Source organism: Planotetraspora kaengkrachanensis (assembly GCF_016862895.1).
In the GTDB taxonomy this organism is placed as follows: Bacteria; Actinomycetota; Actinomycetes; order Streptosporangiales; family Streptosporangiaceae; genus Planotetraspora; species Planotetraspora kaengkrachanensis.
The window spans coordinates 1-23,930 of sequence record NZ_BONV01000002.1; the positions used below are offsets into that span (position 1 = coordinate 1).

At 69.8% G+C, this 23,930-nt stretch carries 19 protein-coding genes and 1 pseudogene; 12 read left to right on the plus strand and 8 right to left on the minus strand.

The features are described from left to right. Position 1: 1 nt before the first annotated feature. The 3 genes from Pka01_RS02805 to Pka01_RS02815 form a co-directional block, all read right to left on the minus strand. The gene (locus Pka01_RS02805) at positions 2-868 is read right to left on the minus strand and encodes a class I SAM-dependent methyltransferase (protein ID WP_239114683.1); all 867 of its coding nucleotides are present in this window, start codon (positions 866-868) and stop codon (positions 2-4) included. Positions 869-1,126: 258 nt separating this feature from the next. Next, entirely contained in the window at positions 1,127-2,167 is a 1,041-nt protein-coding gene (locus tag Pka01_RS02810) for a LacI family DNA-binding transcriptional regulator (RefSeq protein WP_203880968.1), read from the minus strand. Then, entirely contained in the window at positions 2,151-4,694 is a 2,544-nt protein-coding gene (locus Pka01_RS02815; RefSeq protein ID WP_203880969.1) for a glycoside hydrolase family 3 N-terminal domain-containing protein, read from the minus strand. Before Pka01_RS02815 ends, Pka01_RS02810 begins: the two co-directional genes overlap by 17 nt. A gap of 359 nt (positions 4,695-5,053) precedes the next feature. Between Pka01_RS02815 and Pka01_RS02820 the strand changes: the two genes are divergently transcribed. Genes Pka01_RS02820 through Pka01_RS02830 form a run of 3 tightly spaced genes read left to right on the plus strand, consistent with a single transcriptional unit; the run spans position 5,054 to position 8,213 of the window. Next, entirely contained in the window at positions 5,054-6,394 is a 1,341-nt protein-coding gene (locus Pka01_RS02820; protein WP_239114684.1) for an extracellular solute-binding protein, read from the plus strand. Further along, positions 6,391-7,317, plus strand: a complete 927-nt coding sequence (locus tag Pka01_RS02825) for a carbohydrate ABC transporter permease (protein ID WP_373318090.1) — start codon at positions 6,391-6,393, stop codon at positions 7,315-7,317. Before Pka01_RS02820 ends, Pka01_RS02825 begins: the two co-directional genes overlap by 4 nt. Before the next feature lie 2 nt (positions 7,318-7,319). Then, positions 7,320-8,213, plus strand: a complete 894-nt coding sequence (locus Pka01_RS02830) for a carbohydrate ABC transporter permease (RefSeq protein ID WP_203880970.1) — start codon at positions 7,320-7,322, stop codon at positions 8,211-8,213. A gap of 135 nt (positions 8,214-8,348) precedes the next feature. On the opposite strand, the gene Pka01_RS02835 is transcribed toward Pka01_RS02830, so the two are convergent. Further along, a complete protein-coding gene (locus tag Pka01_RS02835; RefSeq protein ID WP_203880971.1) occupies positions 8,349-9,374 on the minus strand; it encodes a LacI family DNA-binding transcriptional regulator in 1,026 nt (341 codons plus the stop codon). Positions 9,375-9,641: 267 nt separating this feature from the next. On the opposite strand from Pka01_RS02835, the gene Pka01_RS02840 reads away from it, so the two are divergent. From Pka01_RS02840 to Pka01_RS02860, 6 genes and pseudogenes are all read left to right on the plus strand, one after another. Continuing rightward, complete coding sequence (locus tag Pka01_RS02840; RefSeq protein ID WP_203880972.1) at positions 9,642-10,919, plus strand: ABC transporter substrate-binding protein; 1,278 nt, start codon at positions 9,642-9,644, stop codon at positions 10,917-10,919. Then, positions 10,916-11,833 carry a carbohydrate ABC transporter permease gene (locus Pka01_RS02845; protein ID WP_203880973.1) on the plus strand — a complete coding sequence of 306 codons (918 nt, stop codon included), beginning with the start codon at positions 10,916-10,918 and terminating at the stop codon, positions 11,831-11,833. The genes Pka01_RS02840 and Pka01_RS02845 overlap by 4 nt, the downstream gene beginning before the upstream one ends. Next, positions 11,830-12,636: a carbohydrate ABC transporter permease gene (locus tag Pka01_RS02850; protein WP_203880974.1), complete on the plus strand. Its 807-nt coding sequence runs from the start codon at positions 11,830-11,832 to the stop codon at positions 12,634-12,636. Before Pka01_RS02845 ends, Pka01_RS02850 begins: the two co-directional genes overlap by 4 nt. A 38-nt stretch (positions 12,637-12,674) precedes the next feature. Beyond that, positions 12,675-14,624: a glycoside hydrolase family 127 protein gene (locus Pka01_RS02855; protein WP_239114685.1), complete on the plus strand. Its 1,950-nt coding sequence runs from the start codon at positions 12,675-12,677 to the stop codon at positions 14,622-14,624. A gap of 19 nt (positions 14,625-14,643) precedes the next feature. Then, on the plus strand, positions 14,644-15,030 hold the full coding sequence (locus Pka01_RS41495) for an NAD-dependent epimerase/dehydratase family protein (protein ID WP_373318091.1): 387 nt from the start codon (positions 14,644-14,646) through the stop codon (positions 15,028-15,030). Next, positions 14,999-15,337 (plus strand): annotated as a pseudogene (locus tag Pka01_RS02860) (NAD-dependent epimerase/dehydratase family protein); the annotation flags it as partial. The gene Pka01_RS41495 and the pseudogene Pka01_RS02860, both read left to right, overlap by 32 nt. Here the strand turns inward: Pka01_RS02860 and Pka01_RS02865 are convergent. Continuing rightward, complete coding sequence (locus Pka01_RS02865; protein ID WP_203880976.1) at positions 15,334-18,192, minus strand: discoidin domain-containing protein; 2,859 nt, start codon at positions 18,190-18,192, stop codon at positions 15,334-15,336. The pseudogene Pka01_RS02860 and the gene Pka01_RS02865 overlap by 4 nt on opposite strands. Before the next feature lie 261 nt (positions 18,193-18,453). Between Pka01_RS02865 and Pka01_RS02870 the strand changes: the two genes are divergently transcribed. Beyond that, on the plus strand, positions 18,454-19,500 hold the full coding sequence (locus tag Pka01_RS02870; protein ID WP_239114687.1) for a LacI family DNA-binding transcriptional regulator: 1,047 nt from the start codon (positions 18,454-18,456) through the stop codon (positions 19,498-19,500). Here the strand turns inward: Pka01_RS02870 and Pka01_RS02875 are convergent. Continuing rightward, entirely contained in the window at positions 19,425-20,165 is a 741-nt protein-coding gene (locus tag Pka01_RS02875; protein WP_203880977.1) for a phosphatase PAP2 family protein, read from the minus strand. The two genes, Pka01_RS02870 and Pka01_RS02875, sit on opposite strands and share 76 nt — an antisense overlap. Next, positions 20,162-20,884, minus strand: a complete 723-nt coding sequence (locus tag Pka01_RS02880) for a phosphatase PAP2 family protein (protein WP_239114688.1) — start codon at positions 20,882-20,884, stop codon at positions 20,162-20,164. Before Pka01_RS02880 ends, Pka01_RS02875 begins: the two co-directional genes overlap by 4 nt. A 136-nt stretch (positions 20,885-21,020) precedes the next feature. On the opposite strand from Pka01_RS02880, the gene Pka01_RS02885 reads away from it, so the two are divergent. Next, the gene (locus Pka01_RS02885; RefSeq protein WP_203880978.1) at positions 21,021-21,914 is read left to right on the plus strand and encodes a diacylglycerol/lipid kinase family protein; all 894 of its coding nucleotides are present in this window, start codon (positions 21,021-21,023) and stop codon (positions 21,912-21,914) included. 29 nt (positions 21,915-21,943) lie between these two features. Here the strand turns inward: Pka01_RS02885 and Pka01_RS02890 are convergent, their stop codons facing one another. Next, on the minus strand, positions 21,944-23,146 hold the full coding sequence (locus Pka01_RS02890) for an MFS transporter (protein WP_203880979.1): 1,203 nt from the start codon (positions 23,144-23,146) through the stop codon (positions 21,944-21,946). A 130-nt stretch (positions 23,147-23,276) separates the two neighbouring features. Here Pka01_RS02890 and Pka01_RS02895 point away from each other — a divergent pair, with 130 nt between their 5' ends. Beyond that, on the plus strand, positions 23,277-23,876 hold the full coding sequence (locus tag Pka01_RS02895) for a TetR/AcrR family transcriptional regulator (protein WP_239114689.1): 600 nt from the start codon (positions 23,277-23,279) through the stop codon (positions 23,874-23,876). Positions 23,877-23,930 lie beyond the last annotated feature (54 nt).

Consider the following 23,930-nt stretch of genomic DNA (forward strand, 5'->3'; position numbering starts at 1 on the left):
TCTAGAAACCTCGGGGGCGGGACGCGCTGACCAGCCAATGGCTGCAGTCCAGTCGGGCGCCGCCGGGTCCCTCGTACGGTTCGAAATTCACGGTGACCTCCTCGCGCGCCCGGTCGACGGCTCGAGGATCGGCGTCGCGGAGGTTGTAGCGCATCGGTCCCATGGCGAAGATGAACCGGGCCGCGTCGGCCGCGTCCCAGCCGAAGATCATGGGCGCTGTCACGGCTTCGTGCGTCACGTCGGTGAAGCCTGCGGCGCCCAGCACCTCGTGGATCCGGCCGGGGTCGGCGAATGAGCCCGGCCCCTGCCGCCGGCCGCCCGCCCCGTCGTCGTCGGGAGTGTGCCCGCCGAGCAACGCGTAGAGCGGGCGGAGCACCCGCGCGAAGTCGCCGTCGGCGTCCCGCAAGCACATGAAGGCCAGGCGTCCGCCTGGACGCAGCGCGTCCCCGATGTTGGTGAACGCGACGACCGGGTCGGCGAAGAACATGACCCCGAACCGGCTGACCGCGACGTCGAACGCACCGCGTGGGAAAGGGTGGACCTGGGCGTCGCCCCGTTCGAAGGCGACATTGGCGATCGTCTCCGCCGCCGCGGCGGCACGTGCCTGCTCCAGCATCGGGGCCGACAGGTCGACGCCGACGGCCCGTCCCCGGGGCGCCCGGCGAGCGGCAAGCCTGGTGACCTGCCCGTTGCCGCATCCGATGTCGAGCACGTGGTCTTCTTCGCCGATCGACGCCGCGGCAAGAAGCGGTTCGTTGAAGCCGCTGTTCATGGCGTCGTAGCGGTCCCGGTTCTCCGCCCAGTGCGCACCTTCGTAGCCGTTCCACGCTTCGGCCTGCTCGGTGTTGACGATGTTCGCGCCACTCACCTGGACATCACCTCCTGGGGCCTCCCGGCCTGGACGTGGCCGCGGCACGTTTCCCGCCGCGCGAACTCCTCGTTGAACTTCATGAACATCCGGGCCTTTCCGCGAGGTCTCGTAAGCGCCGCCCGGCGTGCGGACGGATCCACAACCTCGATAGTGGCCTGTCCGCCGGCCACCGTCATCGGACGTGAGGAGGCGGTTGCGCCTACTTCGCCGGCGGCGGTCCCCGGCGGGACTACGTCGCGGGAAGTAGGGCGGATCTCATGAGGCGGTCGGCGCGGCGGCGCTCGTGACGGGAGCGGCCGACCCCCGCACGATCAGCTCGGTGGCCAGTTCGACGTGATGGGAGTCGATCTTCTCGCCCGCCGCCAGGCGCAGCGCCGTACGGACGGCGACGCCGCCCATCTCCCGCAGGGGCTGGCGGACGGTGGTCAGCGGCGGCGAGCTCATCCGGGCGACCTGGGTGTCGTCGAAACCCACGATGCTCAGGTCATCGGGGATGCGCAGACCCCGCGCCCGGGCGGCCTCCATGACTCCGAGGGCGGTCTCGTCGCTGCACGCGAATATCGCCGTGGGGGCCGCCGGCAGGTCGAGCAGCTCCGCGCCCAGCTCGACGCCGTCGTTGTAGAGGAAGTGCCCCTCCCGCACGTAGCCGGGGCCCATGGGCACCCCGGCGCCCTCCATGGCGGCCCGGTAGCCGTGCATGCGCGCCTGGTTGCAGGCCGCGGTCGCCGGGCCGCCGATGTAGGCGATGCGGCGGTGGCCGAGGGAGAGCAGGTGCTGGGTCGCCGCGAGGCCGCCGGCGAAGTTGGTCGACCCGACGCTGGTCACGTCGGTGCGCGGCAGGTTGAGCGGGTCGATCACCACCAGCGGCAGGTTGACCCGCGACAGCGCGGCCAACTGCCTGGCGGTCATCTCCGCGGTGACGGCGATCACCGCCCTCCGCCCGGCGGAGACCAGGTCGCGGGCCCACACGGTGGTCCGGTCCGCGCCCCTCCGGATGCTCACGACGATGCCGACGCCGACCTCGGCCCCGGCGTCGACGGCGCCCTGGATGATCTCGGTGGAGTACGCGTTGATGTCGGTGTCGAACTCGACCTCGATCGTGTCCGCCGCGGTCGCGTCGCCCCGCCGCGGCGGCGGGGCGACGTAGTCGTGCTGCAGCAGCAGCGACTGCACCAGTGAGCGCGTCGTCGGCGCGACGTCGCTGCGGCCGTTGAGCACCTTGGAGACCGTCGCGACGGACACCCCGGCCGAGGCCGCGACGGTGGCCAGAGTGGCGCGCCTAGGATTGACCGGCATCTCTTCCCTCCTGCTGCCCGGCGGCTGTGTCGGACGCCGGAACCACATCCACCGGTGTGACGAGCCGCCTGTCGTGCCCGACGACCCGCAACGGCCCGGTCAGCCGGACGCCGCCGCGGCTGGGGAGGTCGGCCGCCGAGGTGCCGACGAGCACCTCGATGTCTCCTGGCTCGACGATCCGCCGCAGGTCACGACCGGTGAACGCGGTCCGGTCGGCATGCACCTGGAACCGCACCTCCGCGCTCGCACCGGGCTCGAGACGAACTCGCTTGAACCCCGTCAGCTGCTTCACCGGCCGGGTGACCTGGGCGACGACGTCGCGCAGGTACAGCTGGACGACCTCGTCACCCGCTCGGCCGCCCGTGTTGGTGACGCGGACCGACACGGTGAACTCGCCGTCGGTGGGGACCTCCGTGCCGTCGATGCGGAGCCCGTCGACCTCGAAGGTGGTGTACGAGGTGCCGTACCCGAACGGGAACAGCGGGGTCGGGTCGACGTTGCTGATGCCGTGGCTGTCGTCACCCAGCGGCGGCTGCAGGTAGGTGCCCGGCTGCCCCCCGGGCCTGCGGGGGATCCGCACCGGCAGCTTGCCGCCCGGCTGGACACGGCCGGAAAGGACGCCGGCGATCGCCGCCGCTCCCTCCTCACCGGGCATGAACGCCTGAACGAGCGCGGCTGCTCCGGCGTGCACGTCGCCCAGGGCGTACGGCCGGCCGGAGACGACGACCACGACGACCGGTGTGCCCGTCGCGGCGAGCTCGGCCAGCAGGTCCGCCTGCACACCGGGCAGCCTGAGGTCCTCGGCGTCGCAGCCCTCGCCCGAGGTACCGTGCCCGAACAGGCCGGCGAGGTCGCCCACGACGGCGACGCACAGGTCCGCGTCGCGGGCCGCGGCCGTGGCCGCGGCGAAGCCCGAGCGGTCCGCGCTCTGAACGTCGCAGCCCCGCTCGTGGACGATCTCGGCGTCCGGCAGTTCGGCCCGCAGCGCGTCGAGCACGGTGGGCGCGGCGATGCCGAGACCGAGGCCGGGGTGGCGGGGCAGGACGTGGTTGGGGAAGGCGTAGCACCCCATGAAGGTGCGCGGGTCCGCCGCGGACGGTCCGACCACGGCCACGCGACGCGGCGCAGGACGCCCCTCTCCGAGCAGGGGCAGCGCGGTGCCGGCGTCGAGCAGGACGATGGAGCGCTCGGCCATCTCGAGGGCGAGGGCGCGGTTGGACGGCGAGTCCAGATCCGTCGCGGCGGCCGCGGCCACCGACCCCTCGGGCGTCCAGTCCTCGTCGAGCAGCCCGAGCTGCACCTTCTGGGTGAGCAGGCGGCGAGCCGCACGGTCGACCAGGGACTCCGGAACCTCTCCCCTGCGCACCCTCTCGACCAGATGTTGCCCGAAGCCGAGGGTGTCGGGGAGTTCGACGTCGACGCCCGCGGTGAGCGCCTGAACGCCGGCGTCGTCGGTGTCCGCGGCGACCCCGTGCATCGACGCGAGGAACGGGACGGCCCAGTAGTCGGACACGACGGTCCCGGTGAATCCCCACTCGTCGCGCAGCACCTCGGTCAGCAGCCACGGGTCGGCCCCGGCGGGGACGCCGTCGACGTCGGAGTAGGAGCACATCACCGATCGGGCGCCGCCGAGGGCGACGGCGGCCTCGAACGGGGGCAGGATCATGTCCATGAGCTCGCGGCGTCCCATCGGGACGGGTCCGTGGTTGCGCGCCGCCCGGGACGCGGAGTAGCCGGCGAAGTGCTTGAGGGTGGCGATGATCCCCGTGCTCTCCAGGCCGCGGACGTAGGCGGCGCCGAGCATCGCGACGAGATGGGGGTCCTCGCCGATCGTCTCCTCGACCCTCCCCCAGCGGTAGTCGCGGACGACGTCGAGCAGAGGCGACAACCCCTGGTGTACGCCCACGGCGCGCATGTCGCGCCCGATGGCGGCGGACATGCGCTCCACCAGATCGGGGTCGAACGTCGCGCCCCACGCGATGGCCGCCGGGTAGACGGTCGCGCCGTAGGTCGTGAATCCGGTGAGGCACTCCTCATGGACGAGGGCCGGGATGCCGAGCCGGGACCGCTCGATGACCGCCCGCTGCAGCCGGACGACCTCCGCGGCGCCTTCCGCCGGGGTCACCGGGCCGCTTCCGAAGACGCGGGTCAGATGACCGAGCCCGTACCGTGCCGCCTCCTCGATCGGGATCGTCCCGGACGCCGCGAACACATCCTGCATCGGCGCGACGTTCAGCGTCGCCGCGTCGTCCGCGTCATCCGCCTCGTCTGCATCCGCTCCGCCGGATCCATGGCCGGCGCCGTCCGCACCCCTGACAGCACCCGCATCGGCACCCGACACAGCATCGGGCTCGGCATCGCCGGCCTGCATGTCGTTGCCGATCCACCGGCTGCCGAGCTGCCCGACCTTCTCCTCCAGGGTCATCTCCGCAAGGAGGGCATCGACCCGGTCGGCCACGGAAAGCGCCGGGTCCTGCCATGCACGCAGAACCTGCTCCGACGTGGGGGTCCGGTCTAGAGCCGTCATGTGCCGCTCTCCTTCAAAGGGGGGTTGGTGTCGCAAGTTCTCGCAACATTTCGGCGCCGGGAAGCGAATCTGGGGCGGATCCTCCTTGACACCGACTGACCAGCGTGACGCCCGTGCGAGCGTACCCCACACGCGCCTCACCGAACCCAGTTCGAGCCGGCTAGTCAGAGGTATTGACACACCATCTACCGAAATCTAAATTGACGACCCGCGCGGTCATGTCGCAAATGTTTCGAGAAGGTTGCTCAAGGAGGAAATGAAGAGCGGCATCGGGGGGTGCTGATCCATGACCGCCGGCCGACGCATTCGATGATCAACGAGCCGCGGCCAGCCCCCGGCATTCGAGTACGGAGATCAGCGTGGATTCCAGGAACACATCTCGCCGCACCTTCCTCGGCCTCAGCATGGGCCTGCCCCTCGGGGCCGCGCTCGCGGCCTGCGGCACCTCGGGCCCGGCCAAGCCGGGTGGAGGCGCCAGCGGCGGTGGCGCCGGCGCCAGCTACTGGTACCTGTCGGTCCAGCCACAGGAGGGCGTGCGCACCAGAGCCGTCGAGCGGTTCAACAAGGCCAACCCCAGTGGCCAGATCAAGGGAACCCCCTTCCAGAACGACGCGTACAAGACCAAGATCAAGACGGCGATCGGAGCCGGCCAGGCGCCCACGATCATCTGGGGCTGGGGCGGCGGTACGCTGCGCTCATACGTGCAGGCCGGTCAGGTCGAGGACCTCACCTCGTTCTTCGACCAGAACGCCGCGGTGAAGGACCGCCTGTTCCCCTCCTCGTTCGGCGCCGCGACGATCGACGGCAAGATCTACGCGATGCCGTGTGAGACGGTGCAGCCCATCGTCCTGTTCCACAACAAGACGGCCTTCGAGAAGATCGGCGCCGAGCCGCCCCAGTCGTGGGGCGACATCATGGACCTGGTCCCCAAGTTCAACAAGGCCGGCATCGCGCCGTTCTCCCTCGGCGGCCAGTCCCGCTGGACGAACATGATGTGGCTGGAGTTCCTCCTCGACCGCATCGGCGGCACCGAGGTGTTCCAGGCAGTGTTCGACGGCGAGAAGGGCGCCTGGTCCAACCCCGCCGTCCTCGACATGCTCACCAAGGTGCAGGAGCTCGTCAAGGCGAACGGGTTCATCAAGGGCTTCTCCTCGATCACCGCCGACTCCAACGCCGACCAGGCCCTGCTGTACACCGGTAAGGCCGCGATGATGCTGCACGGCACGTGGACGTACGGCGGCATGTCCCAGGACGGCGGCGACTTCGTCCCGGGCGGCCACCTCGGCTACACGAACTTCCCGGGGGTCGACGGCGGCAAGGGCGACCCCACCAACACCGTCGGCAACCCCGGCCAGTACCTGTCGATCTCCTCCAAGGCGACCCCCGAGCAGAAGGAGATCGCCAAGAAGTTCTTCGCCCAGGGCGTCCTCACCGACCAGGAAGCGAAGGAGTGGGTCGAGACGGGCGGCGTGCCGATCCTCAAGGGCGCCGACTCGGCGTGGGCCGGCTCCAAGGACGCCGACTTCCTGAACTTCGTCTACGGCATCGCGAGCAACGCCAAGGTGTTCGCCCAGTCCTGGGACCAGGCGCTCAGCCCGACCGCGGCCGAGGTGCTGCTGGACAACATCTCCAAGCTGTTCCAGCTGTCGATCTCGCCGCAGCAGTGGGTGGACAACATGAACGCGGTCATCGGCCAGTGAGCGCATTCGCGCCCACAGCTCGGAAGGGGACGCCGCCCGCCGCCACGCGTGAGGGGCGTGGCGGCGTCCTGCCGTGGCTGGCCGTGCCGGCCCTGGTGATCTTCGTGGGCTTCGGAGTGATCCCGCTCATCGGCGTGCTGTTCCTCAGCTTCACGTCCTGGGACGGGCTCGGCGAGATCAACCTGTCGGGGCTCACAAGCTGGCAGGCCGTGCTCAGTGACCCCGGGCTGCCGCACGCGCTGTGGATCACCCTCCTGGTGATGCTCGCGTCCTGGGCGTTCCAGACGCCGCTCAGCCTCCTGATCGGCGTGTTCCTGGCCGGGCGCCAGCGTTACCGCGCGGTCCTCGCGGTGCTGTTCTTCATCCCGCTGCTGCTCAGCCAGGCGGCCATCGCCATCGCGTACAAGGCGCTGCTCGATCCGAACTTCGGGCTCGGCGCGGGGCTGCACATCGACCTGCTGGTGCAGGACTGGCTCGGCAGGCCCGTCCTCGCCTTCAGCGTCGTGATCTTCGTGGTGTCCTGGCAGTTCATCCCGTTCCACTCGCTGATCTACCAGGGCGGAGTGCGGCAGATTCCACGGAGCATGTACGAGGCCGCGGAGCTGGACGGCGCGGGGCGGGTGCGCAAGTTCTTCAGCATCACGCTGCCGCAGCTCAAGTACACGATCATCACCTCCTCCACGCTCATGGTCGTCGGATCGCTCACCTTCTTCGATCTGATCTTCGTGCTGACCGCGGGCGGTCCAGCTGACGCCACCCGGGTGCTCGCCCTGGACATGTACAAGCGCGGCTTCCAGGCCAACCTCATGGGTCCGGCCAGCGCGATCGCCGTCATCCTCGTCCTCGTGGGCCTCGCCCTGGCGCTCCTGCTGCGCCGGCTCGGCGGCCGTGACCCCCAGGCCAGCCAGATGGAAGGGGCGTGAACATGGACGTGACCCAGACGACGGGACGCGACCGGACGTCCGCGTCGGGAACGCACCGGCGCCCATCGCGGGCGGGCTCGGAGAGCCGCAACTGGCTGGGCGGAATCGCCGGATGGCTGTGGCTGGCCGTGGTGATCATCCCGATCTACTGGATCGTGATCACCAGCTTCAAGGCGCAGAGCAGCTACTACGCGACCAACCCGCTGGCGCCGCCGTCCGAGCCGACCCTGGCCAACTACCGGATGGTCATCGAGTCGGACTTCCCGCTGTACTTCGTCAACAGCCTCATCGTCACCATCGGCGCGGTCGTCCCGGCGGTCGTGGTCTCGTTCATGGCGGCCTACGCCATCGTCCGGGGCAGCGCCCGTCGCTTCCTGCGCGGGGTCAACTCGCTGTTCCTCATGGGGCTGGCCATTCCGCTGCAGGCGACCATCATCCCGGTCTACCTGATCATCATCAGGCTGCACCTGTACGACTCTCTGCTGGGGCTGATCCTGCCGTCGATCGCCTTCGCGATCCCGCTGTCGGTGCTGGTGCTGTCCAACTTCATCCGCGACGTCCCCAAGGAATTGTTCGAGTCGATGCGGCTGGACGGCGCGAGCGAGTGGAAGACGCTCTGGCGTCTGACGTTCCCGCTGACCCGGCCGGCCGTGGTGACGGTGACGATCTACAACGCGCTGCAGATCTGGAACGGGTTCCTGCTGCCGCTCATCCTCACGCAGAGCCCGGACAAGCGCACCCTGCCGCTCGCCCTGTGGAGCTTCCAGGGGCAGTACAGCGTGAACGTGCCGGCGGTGCTGGCCTCCGTCGTCCTCACCACGCTGCCCATCCTGATCCTCTACGTGGTGGGCCGGCGTCAGCTCCTCAGCGGCCTGACCGCCGGGTTCGGGAAGTGACCCATTGCGGCTCGGGGGGTGGACCGAGGCGGTGACGTCCGCCGGTCCACCCCTCGGCCGAGGCGCGAGCCCGGCGGGCCGCGCCGACGGCGCGGACGGCCCCGTGGACGGTCCTGTGGACGGCCCCGTGGCCGGTCAGCGGATCGTCGGCGGGGCGGCCGAGTCCCTGATGACCAGACGGCACGGCATGCGGTGGATCCCGCTGGTGGCCCGTCCCTCGATGGCGGCGAACAGGTGCTGCGCCGCCGTACGGCCGAGCAGTTCGAGGTTCATGTCCATGGTGGTCAGCGGCGGCCGCGTCTCCTCCGACAACACCTCCCAGTTGTCGTAGCCGACCACCGCGATGTCATCGGGCACCCGCCGCCCCCGTTCCCGCGCCGCCTCGATCAGCCCCGCCGCGATCTGGTCGCTGCCGCAGAAGACGGCGTCCACCTCGGGGTCGGCGTTGAGCACGATCTCGGCCGCGTGCCGTCCCCAGCGTTGTGACCAGGCTCCGTAGACGACGCGGTCACCGGACAGCGGAAGCCCGGCCGTCTGCAGCGCGGCCAGCGCCCCCTCCGCGCGCTCTCGTGCGGCGGTGTAGTGCGTCGGGCCCGTGACGTGGGCGATCCTCCGGCGTCCCAGCGCGATCAGGTGCCGTACGGCGTCGCCCGAGCCGGCCACGTCGTCGGGGACGAACGACACGTCCTCCGGGTGGTCGGACGGCGCGTAGGCGTAGACGACGGGGATGGGCAGGTCGCGGCTGATGGACGGCCGCGGGTCGGTGCTCTCCCCCACGACGATCAGCCCGTCCACCCGCCGGGCGAGCAGCGTGCGCAGGTAGTGCTGCTCGCGGAAGGCGTCGCCCCGGGCGTCGCACAGCAGCACCGCGGTCTCGCCCGAGCCGAACGCGTCCTCGGCGCCGAGCATGACGGGGATGCCGAAACGGCCCACGCTGTCGCTCGTCAGCAACCCCACCGTGCGGGTCTGACCGGTCACCAGGCTGCGGGCCAGCGGGTTGGGCTGGAAGGACAGCTCGCGGGCGGCGGCGAACACCCGGTCCCGGGTCTCCGCCCGCACCTGGCCCCGCCCGTTGAGCGCCTTTGACGCGGTCGCGATCGAGACCCCGGCCAGGGCGGCGACGTCGTTGATCGTGACCGCGCGTGGTCGCTCAGGAGGCATTGTGAAAACCTTTTCCTCGGGAACATCACTGTCGCCAGAGAGCTCGATCAACCGTTCACGCAGACCATAACGGTGGTTGCGACATCACGGCAACCAGCGGCCCCGCCGCGCCCATTGACAGCGCATCAGATGACGTTTACGTTTCCGAAAACCTTTTATTTTGCTTCACACCGGTGCGATCGCAAGCAGTTGCTTGGTTGGGGCGTGATCACCGGGCATCGGCCGTCGTGGCGGACGGCGACCCCCCAGTAGTGCAAGGAGCAGGACATGGCAAAAAGGTTTTCGGCGGCGATAGCCGCTGGGCTCTTGGTGACAGCACTCGCCGCATGCGGCGGCGGCGAGACGGCCGAGGGCGGTGCGTCCGGCGCCCCCGACAGCGGAACGACGATCACGATGTGGACCCGGGCGGCCACACAGGCGCAGAGCCAGCGGCTCGTGGACGCCTACAACAAGACCCACAAGAACCAGGTCAAGCTGACCGTGATCCCGATCGACAACTACCAGCCGCGCATCGCCGCCGCGGCCGGCGCCGGGCAGCTTCCCGACATCTTCGCCGCCGACGTGATCTTCGTGCCCAACTACACGTCGCAGGGGCTGTACCTGGACATCACCGACCGGGTCGCGAAACTGCCCTTCAAGGACTCGCTCGCCGCCTCGCACATGCGGCTCGGGACGTACGAGAACCGGATGTACACCCTTCCGCACACCCTCGACCTGTCGGTGTGGTTCTGGAACAAGGATCTCTACGAGAAGGCCGGACTCGACCCGGAGAAGGGCCCGACCACCCTCAAGGAGTTCGCCGCCCAGGCGACCACGGTCCAGGAGAAGCTCGGCAAGGACGGCAAGGTCCACGGCACCTTCTTCGGCGGCAACTGCGGCGGCTGCTACGTCTTCACCTTCTGGCCCTCGGTCTGGGCGGCCGGCGGCCAGGTCATGAACGAGCAGGGCACCAAGTCGCTGGTGAACCAGTCGCCGATGACCGACGTCTTCCAGATCTACAAGGACCTGTACGCCAAGGGCATCAGCGGGCCGACCACGAAGGAGGAGCAGGGGGCGACCTGGACCGGCTTCTTCCCCAAGGGGGAGATCGGCGTGATGCCCATGCCGTCCACCACGCTCGGCTCCATGCCGGCCGACATGAAGATCGGCGTCGCCCCGATCGCCGGGCCCGACGGCGGCCAGTCCACGTTCGTGGGCGGCGACTCGATCGGCATCTCCGCCACCACCAAGAACGCGGACGCGGCCTGGGACTTCCTGTCCTGGACGGTCGGCGACGAGGCCCAGGTCGAGGTCCTCGCCAAGAACAAGGACGTGCTGGCCAGGACCGACCTCGCCAGTAACAAGTACTCCGAGGCCGACCCCAGGGTCGTCCTGATCAACTCCCTGGTCGCCAAGGGGCAGACGCCGTTCGCCCTGCGCTTCGGCCAGACCTTCAACGACCCCCAGGGTCCGTGGCTGCGCTTCGCCCGGGAGGCGGTCTTCGGCGACCCCGCCAAGCTGGCCGAACTCAACACCGCCGTCGACAAGTCGCTCACTCAGTCATGACACGTCTCGCCTCGCCCCGCGCGGGCCGTGACCTCGGCGAGGTCACGGTCCGCGCGGCCCACGCCCGTGGCCGTCCCGGCTCCCGCGGCTACGTCGGGTGGCTCTACGCGGCTCCGACCGCCGTCATCGTCTCGGTGCTGTTCCTCGCCCCGCTCGCGCTCGTCGTCTGGATGTCGCTGAACAAGTGGCCGCTGCTGGGCCAGCCGAGGCTCAACGTCCCCGACAACTACACCAAGATCTCCGACGACCCGTTGTTCGTGGACTCGGTGTGGTTCACGCTGAAATACACCGTGATCATCACGGTCCTGCTGTCGGCGGTCGCGCTCGGCCTGGCGCTGCTCGTGCAGAACCGCCGGCCGGGGGTCGCCTTCTTCCGCACGGCCTTCTTCCTCCCCGGCGCGGTCGGATTCGCGGCGGCCTCCCTGCTGTTCTACGGCATGCTCAACCCCGACTTCGGGCCGCTCGGCTTCATGGACGTGAAATGGATCGGCACGCCGAACATGGCGCTGTTCTCCACCATCGGGCTGGTCCTTTGGCGCTTCGCCGGGTTCAACATGCTGATCCTGCTCACCGGCCTGCAGGCGATCCCGATCCAGGTCTACGAGGCCGCCAGGACCGACGGCGCGACCAGGTGGCAGACCTTCACCAAGATCACTCTGCCTCTGCTGCGGCCCACGATCGCGCTGATGCTGATCCTGAGCATCACGGGCTCGCTGCTGGCCTTCGACCAGTTCTTCATCTTCACCAACGGCGGCCCCGACAACAGCACGGTGTCGATGGTCATGGTCATCTACCGCAACGCGTTCTTCCGCTTCGACCTCGGCGGAGCCGCGGCGCTGTCCGTCGTGCTGCTGGCCGCGCTGGTCGCGCTGAACGCCCTGCAGTTGCGTGTCCTCAGGGGAGGCGACAAATGAGGCGCACCGGCTCGTACTCCGCCACGTCGGCGCTGGCCGTGCTGTTCCTGTTCCCGCTGGTCTGGAGCGGGTGGTCGTCCATGAAGGGGCAGCCGGGCAGCGGGCAGACCAGCGGGTACGGCTTCGGCAACTACTCGAGGATGGCCCAGTTCGGCGAGGGCCTGACCGCCTATCTCACCAACAGCCTGCTGGTGTCCGCGATGACGGTCGCCGGGACGCTGGTGGTCTCGGCGCTGGGCGGCTACGCGTTCGCCAGGTTCGCCTTCCCGGGAAAGAACCTGCTGTTCCTGGCGACGCTCGCGATCCTCATGGTTCCGTACGCGACGATCCTGATCCCGCTCTACGTGCTGCTCGGCAAGATCGGCCTGCAGAACTCCCTGGTCGGGCTCAGCCTCGTCTTCGTCATGTTCCAACTGCCGTTCGCGCTCTACATGATGCGCAACTCGTTCGAGGCGGTGCCGCGGGAGTTGGATGAGTCGGCGCTGGTCGACGGGTGCGGCACGTTCCGCGCGTTCACCCTGATCCTGCTGCCCGCGGTCCGGCCCGGTCTGGTCACGGTCGGGCTGTTCGCCTTCCTCGCTTCGTGGAACGACTTCCTCGCCCCCTTGATCCTGCTCAACGACGGGGCCAGCTTCCCGCTCCCGGTCGCCGTGTGGAGCATGACGCAGCGCACGTTCGGGGCGATCGACTACGGGATGCTCGAAGCCGGGGTCATGGTCATGGCCATTCCCTGTCTGCTCCTGTTCATCGTGCTTCAGCGCTACTACGTGCGCGGATTCATGTCAGGCGCGCTGCGCGGCTAGCGGCTTCACTTCGCATGAGAACTCTGAAAAGGACAAATGTGACTGGCATCGTCGAAAGACACACCTCCGCTGTCGCCCCCGTCGTTCCGCGCGGCGGGGTGTTCGCCCCGCTCGGTCTTGATGAGTCACGTCTCGCCGGAGGATTCTGGGGGGAGCGCCAGGAGCTCAACCACGACGCGATCATTCCGCACGCACTCCACTGGCTGGAGCGTGCGGGCTGGACGGGGAACTTCGACAACGCCGCGGCCGGCCGGCCGTACGAGCATCGGGGCATGCAGTTCGCCGACTCCGAGGTCTACAAGATCATCGAGGCGGTCGCCTGGGACCGGGCGCGAAGCGGCCCGTCCGCCGACCTCGACGCCGACCTCGACGCCGCGCTGGACGGGCTCGTCGACCGGCTGGCGGAGGCGCAGGACGCCGACGGCTACCTGCACACGTTGTTCGGCCGGGCCTGGCAGCGCCCCAGGTACTCGGACATCTCCTGGGGGCACGAGCTCTACTGTTTCGGGCACCTGCTCCAGTCGGCGGTCGCCAGTTCCCGTGCGGGTGCCAACGCCAGATACCTGCAGGTGGCGAGGGCGCTCGCCGACCACGTCTGCGTGATGTTCGGGGAGAACGGGCTGCGCACGGTGTGCGGCCACGCCGAGATCGAGCTCGGCCTGGTCGAGCTCTACCGGCTCACCGGCGAACGCCGCTACCTGGACCAGGCGGCGCTGTTCATCGAAAGGCGCGGCACTGGAACGCTCCCCCGCATCGAGTACGGCAGCGCCTACGCGCAGGACGACGTTCCGGTGCGCGAGGCCACCGTGCTGCGCGGCCACGTGGTGCGAGCCCTCTACCTGTCGGCGGGGGCCACGGACGTCGCCGTGGAGACCGGCGACGCCGAACTGCTGCGCACTCTCGAGACCCAGTGGGCCAACACCGTCGCGACCCGCAGCTACGTCACGGGCGGGATGGGATCTCACCACAACGACGAGGCGTTCGGCCTCGACTACGTCCTGCCGCCCGACCGCTCCTACTGCGAGACGTGCGCGGGCGTCGCCTCCATCATGTTCAGCTGGCGGCTTCTCCTGGCCACGGGGAAGAGCCGGTACGCCGACCTGATCGAGCGCACCCTGTACAACGTCCTCGCGGCGTCCCCGGCACGCGACGGCCGGTCCTTCTTCTACGCCAACACACTCCACCAGCGGTCGGTGAGCGTTCCCGCGCCGGTCAACGACGACGGCCTGTGCCTGAGGGGGGCGAGCAGCCGGCGCGAGGCGTGGTTCGAGTCGTCGTGCTGCCCCACCAACCTGGCCAGGACGCTGGCGAGCCTCGGCGCCCTCTGGGCGACCAAGGACGACGAGGGCGTGCAGATCCACCAGTACGGCGGCGCGTCGGTCGACACGGTCCTCGCGGACGGCCGGCGGGTCAGCCTCGACATGGAGACCGAGTACCCCCACGAGGGCACGATCAGGATCACGATCCGCGAGTCCCCGGGCACTCCGTGGACGGTCTCGTTGCGCGTCCCCGAGTGGGCCGAGGGCGCGACCGTGACGGTGAACGGGACGGCCGAAGCGGCCGCGCCGGGTGTCTTCTCGGTCACCAGGGCGTTCGCCCCGGGAGACACGATCACGCTGGAGGTGCCGATCGAGGCACGGTTCGTCTTCCCGCATCCCCGCGTCGACGCGGTCAGGGGCTGCGTCGCGGTTGAGCGCGGCCCCGTCGTCTACGCCCTGGAGTCGGTCGACCTGCCCCCGGGCTGGAGTACGGAGGCGGCGGTCGTCGACGTGTCGAAGCCGCCCCGCTCGGATCGGGACGGCGTGCACGTCCGTCTCTCCTCGATCGACGAGGCCGCGTGGGACCTTCCGTACACGGCCGACGCCGCGGACGCCCTCCCCCGCCTCGCCGCCTCGGCCGAGGTGCCGCTCACGCCGTACCACGACTGGGCGAACAGGGGGCCCTCGACCATGCGCGTCTGGATCCCCGCGGAGGTCGCGACGGCGTGAGACGCGAGCCGTCGCGACATTGAGCGACCGGCTCCGTGAGCCACGACGACGGGTCACTTGCGCAGCCCGTCGTGCACGGTTCGCGGATCGACCGGTTCGGCGCCCGGGGCCGGGTTTCGCCTTGAGCCCCGCCCCGGGCGCAGCCCATCCGGAATCGGGTCCCGCCCGGCCGACATGCCGCGCGCTCCACCGGGTCTCCGTCACCGACCCCGACGCGCTGGCGGCGGTCGTCGCCCGGGTCCGGCCCCGGCTCATCTGCCATCTGGCGGCGCAGATAGACGTCCGGGCCTCGGTCGCCGGCCCGGCGGCCGACAGTACATCGCCCTGTCCAACCGCCTCCACGGCACCACTCACTCCGTGTTGCGCCTGGCAACGTCTACGGCCCGCGCCAGGACCCGGCCGATGAGGCGGGAGTGGTCGCCGTCTTCTGCGGCAAGGTCCTGCGCGGCGAGCGGCCCGTCATCTACGGCGACGGCACCCAGACACGCGACTACGTCCACGTCGCCGACGTGGCCGCGGCCTTCCTGGCGGCGGCGGACCTTCCCCAGGCGGGGGTGTGGAACATCGGCACCGGCGTCGAGACCGGCATCCTCACACTGGCCGAGGTCATCGGCAGGCGACGGGCCGGCGCGTCGAGGCGGAGTTCGCCTCCGCCCGGCCCGGGGAGCGGCGGAGGAGGGGGCCCTCCTCCGCCGCCGACATCCGACCGCTAGCGGTCGTAGATCTTGATTTCGGTCAGCCCCGACTTCGCGCCGGACGCGTTGGTCATCAACACCCGCACCCGCTGGGCGGTGACCGGGGTGAACCGGACCACGTTGTAGTTGCCCTGCGGCGTGCTCGGCGTCTTGACCTGGGACGCGGCGTTGGTCCACGTGCTGCCGCTGAGGTACTGGATCTGGTAGGCGGACGGCGGCCGGTAGGTGCCGCTGGCCGGACGGCTGTCCTTGAAGTAGAGCCTGACCTCGTCGAGGGTCTTGGCACTGCCGAAGTTCACCTCGTACCAGTCCTGGGCGTTGGGCGAGCCGCCCGCACCCCAATAGGGCTCGTTGACGGGGTACCCGTCGACCGCTCCGCCGGTGCCGGTCCCGCCGGCGGTGTAGGAGGCCGACACGGTCGCGCCCTGGGCGAGGTTGGTCAGGTTGGCGGTGAGGTCGACTCCGGCCTTGGCGAGCTCGTCGACGACGCGCGCGTCGGACTGGACGACCTGCTGCGGCGACCGGAGCCCGGATATCGCCGTGCTGTAGGCGACCGTCCCTGTGGTGCCGCTGAAGGTGACCGCGCCGGTGTCGGGGTTCCACACGAAGGGCACGAGCTGGTTCAGCGTCGCGGCCCGCGTGCCGTTGATGTAGATGGAGTAGCCCTGGGGCACTCCGGGGTACTTGACCACGCCGTCGGCCGGGTCGTCCCAGACGATGGACAGGTCGGCGTTGCGGTACCTGATGTTGTTGACCGCGAAGTTGGCCCATCCGATGTTGATCGGCGACAGCTCCACCCTGTTGTCGTTGCGGGGCCGCAGCCCGGCGACGTCCTCGATCAGCGTCCAGTTGCTGCTGCCGAGGATGTTGTGGTGGATCCACGAGCGGTAGGTGATGGACGAGCCGTTCCAGTTGGCCCAGAACTCGTTGGCGTCCGGCCACTGGGTGTTGCCCCCGACGTACTGGGCCCAGGTGTTCCAGTACAGGAGCTTCTTGTAGTCGGTGGCGGTGATGTAGGAGCTGGGGTAGTTGCGCAGGGCCGACGAGAAGAGCCGGAACTGCACGGTCGAGTTGATCGTGGAGAAGTTGTTGCTGCCCGGGCTGCCCGCGGCCGCTGCGGCCGCCTTGTCCTTCTGGTTGGCCGTGTAGAAGGGGAAGAGCGGGTACTCGGCCGGGTCGGTGAACAGGCGCAGCGCCTCGCGGTACGTCGCCGTGTTGGGCATCAGCCCCACTGAGTACGGATAGAAGTTGTTGATCTCCTTCCACGGGTCGAGCGCGTTGGTGGCGACGTGGCGGTGCTGCGGCACCCGGGCGGTCGGGTTCCACAGCACGTTGACCACCGCGTTCTGCACGCGGGTGGCGAGCGTGCGCATCTCGGCCGCCTTGGTGGTGTTTCCGATCGCGTCGTACGCCTGAGCGGCCGCCATCGCCCCGCTGTAGACGTACGCCGACTCGGTGCGGTCGAGGTTGCCGCTGCGCCAGTGGAACGAGACGGCGTCGGCGTCGTTGCCGGTCAGCGCGCCCCAGTCGTACTCGATCAGGCCGTTGTTGTCGTGGTCGTAGAAGCTGAGCTGGCCCTTCGCGTCGCCTTCCGCGTACTTGGCGAGGCTGGCCGCGATCGCGGGCTGGCCGCCGTGGATCTGGTAGCTGCGCCAGGCCGCCTCCCCGATGTACTGCGTGTAGCTGTTCGACCAGTTGGCCGGGTCGCCGGGGTTGTCGAGGAACCTGCCGCCCTTGGAGATCTGGCCGACCGACAGCCAGTCGCCGTACGCGTAGAGCGGGGTGCGCAGGTACTTCAGGTCGTCGATGTGCATCGGCTGGGTGAGCGCGATGGCGTTGTTGTACCCGAGCGCGCCCTCGACCGAGGTGGGGAACTGGTAGGTCTGGCCGGGCAGGTTGGCGTCGAGGTTGTTGAACCTCATCAGCCACCATCGGTAGTAGTAGTTCTTCTTGATGGCCGGCTCGGGCGAGTCGAAGTACGGGATGTTCTGCGCCCACCACAGGTTGTACGCCCGTACGTGCGTGGCGAACGCGGTGGCGTTGCTGTAGCCCTTGTACGCGTTGTACTCGGTCAGCGACTCGGGGATCTCGTTGGTGCTGAAGCCCATCACGACCTTGGCGGTGACGGTGGCGCCGGCGCCGACGGTCACCGAGCGGTTGAGGCCGCCGCTGCTGACGGTGAAGCCGTCACCGGAAAGGCGCGTCGAGATGGTCGTGAGGTTGTTGAAGGAGTTGCGGCTGCCGGTCAGCTCGTTGCCGCTGCCGGAGGTCGCGTACGGCGAGGTGGCCCGCAACTGCAGAGTGGTCGCCGCGCTGCCCGAGTTGGTGATCGAGAGGTTCGCCACGGCGACGTTGTTCTGGGTGATGAACTTGGTCTGCTCGACGCGGACCGAGCCGCTCGTGTGCACGCTCTTGAAGTAGCTGGGCGCCTGCCAGCGCTGGGATACCTGCTCGGTGAAGGTGCCCGGCGTGATGGCCACGGTGAACGCGCTCTGGTTGCTGATGCTCTCGATGTAGGCCACGTTGCCGGCGAAGCCGAGCGTCCCGGGGTTGTGGGTCTTCATGAACAGCGCGCGGCCGCGGGTCATCAGGATGCCGCCGTCGGCGTCGGAAGGATCGCTGCCGGAGCGGCTGAGCAGCCGGTCGATCCAGAAGTTCGTGCCCGAACTCTCGGAGTCGTAGATGGCCTGCATCATGTTGCCGGTGTTGTAGGCGACCGGAGGCGCGGGCACGGCGGGCCCGGTGAAGGTCGGGTATCCGATGGTCTGGGCCGCGGACGCCTGCGGTCCTGGGGCCACGATCGCGGCGGCGACGAGGCAGAGCGTGGCCAGGATGACCAATGTTCTCGATCTGGAGCGGGCGTGCACCAGCATTGTGTCACCTTCTTCGGGGGGTGAACTGGCGGTGGGGCTGGCGGGGGGTGCGGTGTATCGAGAGATGCGATTCGTGCCGACGCGCCCGGGATGCGTCACTTCCGTTCACGATCGACTCCGAAAAGGTTTTCGGCAACGTTGAATTTCAATAACCAGAGCCCGGCGGCAAAGTGTTGTGTCAAAGAGATCTTCCACATAAGCTCTGGAAACGCGCCATAACCGACTTTGTCGGCATCGCGAAACGCTTGCGAAAGGTTTTCGGTGGGCCGACGTCGCTCAGAAACGGTGACCCTCGCCGACGTGGCCAAACTGGCCGGGGTCTCCGTCTCCACGGCCTCCAAGGCGCTCAACGGGAAACCCGAGGTCGCCGACGCGACCCGGGCACGCGTCCGCCACGCCGCCGCGGAGCTGGCCTTCCATCCCAACCCGCTCGCCCGCGGGCTGATCTCCGGCCGCACCCGCACGATCGGGCTGCTCACCGACGAACTCGGCGGCCGGTTCTCCATGCCGGTACTGCTGGGCGTCGAGAACGCCCTGGGCAACGAGGAGATGTCGGTGGTGCTCTGCGACGCCCGCGGTGACTCCATCCGCCGGCAGCACTACATCCGCACGCTGGTCGCCCGTCAGGTCGACGGGTTCATCATCCTCGGCGAGAGCAACGACCTGCGCCCGTCCCTGACCCGCGACATCCCGGTGCCCGTGGTCTACGTGTACGGAGAATCCGGCGACCCCGGAGACCTGTCGATCCTCGCCGACGACGAGGGCGGAGCCCGCCTCGCCGCCGAGCACCTCATATCCCTGCAGCGGCGGCACGTCGGGCACATCACGGGCCCGGTGCTGTACCGCGCCGCACGCGACCGGGCGGCCGCTCTGCGCCAGGTGCTGCACGACTCCGGGCTGGACCTGGCCGGCGGGGAGCCCCTCCACGGCGAATGGTCGCGCCGCTGGGGCCGGCACGCGGCGCACATGCTGGTCACCGCCGACCCCGACGTCGACGCGATCTTCTGTGGCAACGACCAGATCGCCGACGGCGTCTGCGAGGCGCTGACGAACCTCGGGCGGCACGTCCCCGACGACGTCGCGGTGGTGGGCTACGACAACTGGGAGACGCTCGCGGCCGACTGCCGGCCGCCGCTGACCACCATCGATCTGAACCTGGAGCAACTGGGCGCCGTCGCGGTGGAGCACCTGTCCGCGGCCCTCGACGGGCACCGCACCACCGGCGTCATCCGTCACCCGGGCCGGCTGGTCGTCCGCGAGTCGACCGGCCCCTCGCCGCGCCGCCCGTCGGCCGCCGTACGTGCCTGAGGCCGCGGGCGCGGTTCCGCGCGCCGGTACAGGATCGCGCGCGCGGCGACCGTGACACAGCAGACGCCGAGCAGCAGGCCCCACGCGACGTCGGTGGGGAAGTGCATGCCCCGGTACAGGCGGGAGAAGCCGACGTTGAGCGGGACCGCGACGGCGAGCACCCAGATCACCACCCGTGCCGCTCTGTCACGGATGTGCGAGGTCAGAATGAGCGCGATCCCGCAGTAGAACCCGACGGCGGCGCTGACGTGGCCGGAAGGGAAGCTGGAGGTGGGCGGAGCGGGGTCGAGGTGCTGCACCGGCGGCCGGTGCCGGCCGATGAGCTCGGTGGTGGCGAGGAAGACGAGCGACTGACCCCAGACGGACGCGATGAGGAAGGCAGATTCGCGCCAGCGCCGGTAGACGAGCCTGAACACGATCACGGCCACCGCGGTGAGCGGCACTATGTACGGCATGTCCGACAGGCTGGTGCCGTAGTCCGTGAGCGTGTTCAACAACGAGGTGCGGTCGGCGGCCAGTGCCCTGTTCACGGCCGCCTCACCGGTCGGCCACCTGAGGATCAGCTCGCCCACGCCGTAGGTCACCGCGGCCAGCGCGAGCAGCGGTACGACGATCGCTGACGCGTAGTACTTCACGTGCTGGGTCATGGCTGTGGGCGTCTTCACCGGCTCGGCTCCATTCCCTCGGTCAGCGGTGCGGCCGGCCTGTGGCCGTGGTCTCGCCGCCACGTCTCGAACGCCGCCGCGGTCGCGGCGACCACCGCTGCGCCGAGCACGGTCCCGGCGACCACGTCGCTCACCCAGTGCACGCCGAGGGCGATCCTGGTGTAGCCGACCGACAGGACCACGAAGCTCGCGAGGGCCCAGGCGACGCGCCGCCCCCACGGAGGCAGCATGGGCAGGACGAGCAGGACGATGACCCCCGCGCCCAGCGTCACGTTGACGGCGTGGCCCGACGGGAACGACTCACCCGGTGCAAGCGCGACGGGGTCCGGCAGGCTCGGCCTGGCCCGGGCGACGACGACCTTGAGTGCGAGGCCGAGCAGGCCGCCCACGGTCACGGTGGTGAGCGCCCAGACCGCCAGCCTGGGCGCACCCCGGCGCAGCAGCCAGACGGCGAACGCGGCGACCGCGACGCGCCACGGCCACGGCCCGAACAGGTCCGTCCACACGACGAGCAGCCTGGTCACCCCGGGATGGGCGAGCGCGTACTCGTGCAGGTCCTCGGCCACCTCCGCGTCCAGCCGGTTGACCGGCATCTTGGCGATGACGAGCAACGCGGTGAAGGGCACCATGGCGAGCGCCACGGCGAGGCCGGCGACCGTCAGCCGCAGGCCCAGACCGCGGTCGCGGTCGGCGTACGCCTTGAACCACGGATGTGTCACCGCCGGCTCCTTCACGATCGGGGGTCGTCCTTGATCCGCATCCGCTCACGGCTACCCCGACCGGAGGCGCTGACTCCTGTTCCGCGCCGTCGATGGCGATCATTTTGAAAACCGTCGCCGAGGGTAGCCGGAAGGCATGTCCCCCACCGTGGCGGTCGTCGCCCACCGCAAGAAGACTCTCGGCGCCGGTCTGGACAGGCTGCGCGTGCTGCTCAGCGAGCAGGACGTCGGCGACCTGCTCTGGTACGAGGTGCCCAAGAGCAGGAAGGCGCGCAAGAAGGTCCGTGACGCGCTCAAGCGCGGCGCCGGCCTGGTGTTCGTCTGGGGCGGCGACGGCATGGTGCAGCGGTGCGCCGACGCGATGGCAGCCTCCGGCGTGCCGATGGCGATCCTTCCCGCGGGGACCGCGAACCTGTTCGCGGGCAACCTCGGCATCCCCGCCGACCTCGAGGAGGCGGTGCGCATCGGCTTCCACGGCCGCCGGGAGAAGCTGGACCTCGGGATGCTGAACGGCGAGCACTTCGCGGTGATGGCCGGTGCCGGATTCGAGGCCGAGATGGTCGCCGACGCCGGTGGGAAGGCCAAGAAGCGGCTCGGACGGCTGAGTTACATGAGGGCGGCCGTCCGGCATGTCGGCGGCCCGCTCGTGCCGATGAAGATCAAGATCGATGGGGTGACCTGGTTCGACGGGGACGCCAGTTGCCTGCTGCTGGGCAACGTGGGCACGATCGCCGGCGGCATCGAGGCGTTCGACGACGCCCGGCCCGACGACGGCCGGCTCGAGGTGGGCGTCTCCACGGCCAAGGGCCCGGTGCAGTGGGCCCGGGTGCTCGGGAAGATGGCCACAGGACGCTCCGAGGAGTCACGGTTCGTCCGGATCACCCGCGCCAGGACGGTCTCCGCCCGGTTCGGTTCCCCGCTGCTGTACGAACTCGACGGCGGCGAGCGCGAGGCCACCACTCGGATCGAGGCCGAGGCCGTACCGGGTGCGCTGACCGTCTGCCTTCCTCAGCCGGGCGACGGCTCCTGAGGCGAAGGCGCGGATGGCGGCCTCGTCGCTCAGGGCGTGGGCTCGGGGGCCGCCTCGCTCCTGGCCACGCCGGCGGCCCGCCGATCACCCGTGCGGAGAACGCCGGCGAACACGGCGAGCCCGGCCGCGAGCGCCGTCACCACGCCGAACGACACCACCAGGCTGGTGGCGTCGGCGATCGTCCCGATGGCGAACGGCGCGATGAGGCCTGAGGTGTAGGTGACGGTGGCGACGCCCGCGATCGCCTGACTGGGGTTGGGCCCCCTGCGTCCCGCGGCGGCGAACGCCAGCGGTACGACGACCGCGATGCCCACGCCCAGCAGCGCGAAGCCGGCCATCGCCACCAGCGGATGCGGAGCCGCCATCACCAGCAGGCCGCCGGCCGCGGCGATCACACCGCTGGCCCGCACGGTGCGCACCGACCCGAACCGGTCCACCAGGGCGTCGCCGGCGATCCTGGCCACGGCCATGGTGAGCGTGAATCCGGTGGTCGTCGCCGCCGCCATGCCCGCCGAGGCCGTCAGGACGTCGCGCAGGTACACCGCCGACCAGTCCAGGCTCGCGCCCTCGCCGAAGGTGGCACAGAACGCGACCGCACCGATGAGCAGGGCCGACCTGGGCGGAAGCGTGAACCGCGGAGGCGGTTCCTCGTCCTGTTCGGGACGCAGGTCGAGGACGAACCGGCAGGCGACGAGGCCGATCGTCATGAGGATCACGGCGGCAACGGCGTGGTGGATCTGGGCGTTCACCTCGAGGTGGGCCGCGAGCGTGCCCATCGCGGAGCCGATCAACGCGCCGACGCTCCACATTCCGTGCAGCCCGGACATGATCGACTTGTCGAGCCGGCTTTCGACGTCGAGGCCCAGCGCGTTCATCACCACGTCGCACATCCCCGCCGACGCGCCGAAGACGAACAACGCCAGGCACAACGTCAGCAGGCCGGGCGCAAGCGACGGCGGGATCAGGGCCAGCGTCCACATGACGAGCAGGGCGCGCTGCGCCGGACGGGCGCCGAAACGGTGGCTCAACCGGGCCGCGAGGGGCATCGACAGGGCGGCGCCGATCGCCGGGAAGGCCAGCGCGACACCGAGTTGACCCGCGCTGAGCCCGGCGTGTTCCTGGATCCACGGAACCCGGGTCGCGAAGGAGCCGGTCACCGCGCCGTGGACGCAGAACACGACGGCCACCGCATACCGGGCCCGCCTGACGGTGCGCTGGTCATAGCGTGCCAACGGGAGACCCCCGGGTGTCCGATCGGCCCACATCGGCCGCCCCACGACACATTATGCTCAATACCGACCAAGTGGTAGGTATCCGCCTTGGGTATCTGCCTTGGGCATCCGCTGGAAAGAGACGGAGACGGTGACCGCCGGGACTGGGCACGGCTACGAGAAGGGCCGTGCGAAGCGACGCGAGATCATCGACCGCGCCATGGCGTCGTTCGGCGAGGTCGGTTACCGCGGCGCCTCCCTGCGCGAGATCGCGGCCCGCTGTGGCATCTCCCATCCCGGCCTGCTGCACCACTTCCCGACCAAGGAGTCGCTGCTGCTCGCTGTGCTCAGGCACCGCGACGAGGCGGACGGCCGATGGCTGGCCGCCGACGAGGCCACCGGCCTGGAGGCGCTGCGCCGGCTGGTCGGCCTCGTCGCGCTGAACGCCACGCGCCGGGGCATCGTCGAGTTGTTCGCCGTGCTGTCCGCCGAGGCGACGTCGGCCACGCATCCGGCCCACGACTACTTCGTCGACCGTTACCGCACGTCGGTGGCGTCCTTCGAGGTGGCCTACACGCGGGCTCACGACGAGGGGGTCCTGCGGCCCGGCATCGATCCTCGTACGGCGGGGCGCCAGCTCGTCGCCCTCATGGACGGCCTGCAGGTCCAGTGGCTGCTCGACGACTCCGCGACGGACATGGCCGAGGTCGTCAGGGCCCACGTCCAGGCTCAACTGACCGTGCCGCTGTGACCGTGCCGCTGTGACTGTGCCGCTGTGACCGTGCCGTTGTGAGCGCCCAGGTGG

Bases quoted from the DNA above. Each gene is read 5' to 3' on its own strand.
- Pka01_RS02810 (WP_203880968.1), bottom strand. From the start codon at position 2,167: ATGCCGGTCAATCCTAGGCGCGCCACTCTGGCCACCGTCGCGGCCTCG.
- Pka01_RS02815 (WP_203880969.1), bottom strand. From the start codon at position 4,694: ATGACGGCTCTAGACCGGACCCCCACGTCGGAGCAGGTTCTGCGTGCA.
- Pka01_RS02830 (WP_203880970.1), top strand. From the start codon at position 7,320: ATGGACGTGACCCAGACGACGGGACGCGACCGGACGTCCGCGTCGGGA.
- Pka01_RS02835 (WP_203880971.1), bottom strand. From the start codon at position 9,374: ATGCCTCCTGAGCGACCACGCGCGGTCACGATCAACGACGTCGCCGCC.
- Pka01_RS02840 (WP_203880972.1), top strand. From the start codon at position 9,642: ATGGCAAAAAGGTTTTCGGCGGCGATAGCCGCTGGGCTCTTGGTGACA.
- Pka01_RS02845 (WP_203880973.1), top strand. From the start codon at position 10,916: ATGACACGTCTCGCCTCGCCCCGCGCGGGCCGTGACCTCGGCGAGGTC.
- Pka01_RS02850 (WP_203880974.1), top strand. From the start codon at position 11,830: ATGAGGCGCACCGGCTCGTACTCCGCCACGTCGGCGCTGGCCGTGCTG.
- Pka01_RS02865 (WP_203880976.1), bottom strand. From the start codon at position 18,192: ATGCTGGTGCACGCCCGCTCCAGATCGAGAACATTGGTCATCCTGGCC.
- Pka01_RS02885 (WP_203880978.1), top strand. From the start codon at position 21,021: ATGTCCCCCACCGTGGCGGTCGTCGCCCACCGCAAGAAGACTCTCGGC.